Annotated in this window: 1 protein-coding gene and 1 pseudogene; one reads left to right on the forward strand and one right to left on the reverse strand. The window is 44.1% G+C overall.

The features are described from left to right. The coding region (locus GGR08_RS07650) for a tyrosine-type recombinase/integrase (protein ID WP_183194717.1) at positions 1–1,079 on the reverse strand (1,079 nt) is incomplete at its 3' end. 258 nt (positions 1,080–1,337) lie between these two features. Between GGR08_RS07650 and GGR08_RS07655 the strand changes: the two are divergent. Continuing rightward, positions 1,338–3,125 (forward strand): annotated as a pseudogene (locus GGR08_RS07655) (hypothetical protein); the annotation flags it as partial.

The raw sequence follows: 3,125 nt of genomic DNA on the forward strand, positions 1-3,125 counted from the left end.
ACTTGCCCCCCGACTGTATGACTTAGAATAGTTTCAGCGACCTCATAGGGGGCATTGGTTGTTTCAGCGAGCCAATTGCGTAAACTAGAACGAAAGCCATGCGGGCAGGCTTCAATTTTATTTTTTCTCATATACCAAGCCATCATCGTATGTGAAAGAGGACCGCGACCGGTAAGAGAAAAGATGAAATCACTTTTAGAAATACAGCGGGCTTGTTCAATTACTTTTAATGCTTCAGATGATAAGGGCACGCGAAATTCTGTTGTAGCATCCCGTTTTCCTTTCATATTCTCAGCAGGTATGGTCCATATATCCCCATCAATTTGATCTTTATGAATATGACGTAAAGGGTTAGAGCGAACCCCTGTAAGGATAAGCAGACGCAAAGCAAGATGTGTTATGTTTTGTGTTTTACAGAGTGACTGATAAAAGGCAGGGACATCTTTCCAATCCATTGCTGGTCTATTAGTGATCTTATGACGTTGTTTTCCTAAGAGAGCTTTTGCTTTTTCTACTGCTTGTAAATCAACATCCAACCCTAAGGCAGCCGCATGTTTGAGACAAAGTTTGAGACGTATCAATGCTATCTGAGCTGTTCCAGCTTTTGTATGCCAAATGGGAGCAAGGGTATCGCGTATCTCTGTTTGTGTAATCTCAGAAACGGGCAGACAACCTAATTTAGGGAGAATGTAAAGCCGCAAAGGTGAAAACCAATCACTAGCCTTACCATCTTTTTTTAATTCGGCTTTACGACTTTCAAAAGCATCCACGGCAATGTCTTTTAAGTAATGGAGATTGCTTATTGCCTCACGCTTTTGTTTCTCCCGCTCTTTAATGGGATCACGTCCCTCATGCAAAACAGAACGCCATTGATTTGCTAATTCACGGGCTTTTTTTAAAGAAACATTTTGCAACGCACCCAAACCCATTTCACGGCGCCGACCATGAATGGTATAGCGATAAATCCATTGAGCACCTCCATCTTTACGCTTATGAAGTAGCAAGCCAGCACCATCATTATATTTGCCAGCTCCCAATGTTGCAACAGCCCTTGCATTAAGACGGTTCATAAGAGCCATTTTTTACTCCTTTCTTATACAAATTTTATCCACACACTCATCCCACTTGCTATGTGCAAATGAGAGGTTTTGATTGATTCAAGATAAACAGATTTGAAATGAGAGAATCCTACGTTATTCGGGACTCTCATTCAACATACAAAACAGTGAATTATCATTATAAATCAATGTCTTGTAGATACCTTAAGAGAAGAGTTTGAAGATTTGAAAGAGTGTTCTTTAGACGAAGTACTCTGAATGATGTGAGGACGAAAGCAGATGAAGATACCTGATCATAGTCATGAATATTTGATACCTGTTGCGACGAAAGAGGAAATCAGAGAAGGGCTTTCGCAAGATAGCGTTGTTGTTCCGAAGATTTTAGGGACGGCTTCTTTGTATTCGTATGAAACTTTTGCTCCGTTAGAACAGGTTGTTAATGCGCGTCAAGAAGCTGTGAAAGCGATGTCTCGTGCAAATGGAGCGCAGCAGGTCGCGGAAGCAGCGAAGCGGGTTTCGGAACAAGCTCTTACGTCAGCAACAAAGATGGAAGAAATGGTTAGTACAGCGGTTACGACGTCTAATTCAGCGAAGGAAGAGGTTACAGGAGCGATGACTGCTGCCAATTTTGCAAAAGAGACAGCGGAAAGCGCCAAGGGTTTAGCAGAAGAAGCCAAGAACATGTCGGATGCTGCCAAGGAAATAGCATCGAGCTTAAAGGGCTCTATAGATAAAGCAACAGTGGAAGTCAATGATGCAAAAGGTCAATTAGCTACGTTATTGCAGAGTATTGAAGGAGTCAAGCAGGTAAGCGCTAGTGCAGTCAATTTGGCGACGGAAGCGAAGCAAGAATCTTCTCAAGCCCTTACAAGTATGGAATTATTGCAGAGGACAGCGGAAGAAGCCAAGACCATTGCTGAGGGAGCAAAGCAAATTGCGAGTGTTGCGAAGCAGACAGCAACCGAAACGATCCAAGTATCATCCACAGCGGTAAAGTCCTGTGATGAAGTCAAGCTGCTAGCGATGAAAGCAAGTGGTAAGTCGGATACGGCTCATGAGACAGCGATTACAGCTAAAGGTATTGCGGAAGTAGCCAAAGGTTTATCGGAACGGGCAACAACTTCCGTTACGGAACTCACGAACACATTGTCCCAATTACAAACAATTGCGGATACAGCATTAACAGGCGCTAGAGAAGCCAAGAGTACAGCAGATATTTCTAAGACGGTTTCAGATGAGGCAAAAACTCTTGCAGGGATGGCGTCGTCGAAAGCGGCTCAGGCACAACAAGATGCGTCTGAAGCGATGCGCCTCGCAAATGAAGCGAAGGTAGCAGCAGAGACTTCTGGTCATTCAGTGAGCGCAACAAATGGTGTTGGGGAATCAATTAAGAGTTTAGTGGACTCTGCGAATTCTAAATCGGAAACAGCAGAGCGACTAGCGCAAGAAGCAAAGTCTTTTTGCGCTGAAGTTAAGCAAACAGCTGCTTCTGCTTTGACAGCCTCCAATGAAGTGAAGGTAACGACAGAGACAGCATTAAGTACTGCTACGGATGCTAAGACGATAGCTTTATCGGCTAAGGGAATCAGTGAAACGTCGGCAGTTACAGCGAGTTCTGCGCAGACAACTGCGTCTGAGGCTTTAACAGAAGCTAGAGCAGCCAAAAAGACGGCTGAGGCTGCAAAAGTTTTTTCAGAACAGTCACAGGAAACTTGTGCTGTTGTCAAAGTTTCTGTTGAAGCTGTTAAGATTGTTGCAGAATCGGCGAAAAGTTCAGCGGATATGGCAACGACGAAAGCAGAGCAAGCGCAACGAGAAGCGTCAGAAGCATCTCGATTAGCGAATGAAGTGAAAGCAGCGGCGGAGAAGGCATTACAATCTGATAGACAAGGGGGTGGTGGAGTTAGTGAAAGCAGCAAGCTTTTGGGAGATACAGTACAGAAGAAAGCCGAAGAAGCCAAGGCCTTAGCCGGCGAATGCAGGGAACAAGCTTCTACAGCCATGACTTTAGTTAAAGAGGCAAAAAGTGTTTGTGAATCAGCAAAAAGTTTAGCTGATGGAGCGATC

It is taken from the genome of Bartonella fuyuanensis, assembly GCF_014197255.1.
GTDB classification, from domain to species: domain Bacteria; phylum Pseudomonadota; class Alphaproteobacteria; order Rhizobiales; family Rhizobiaceae; genus Bartonella; species Bartonella fuyuanensis.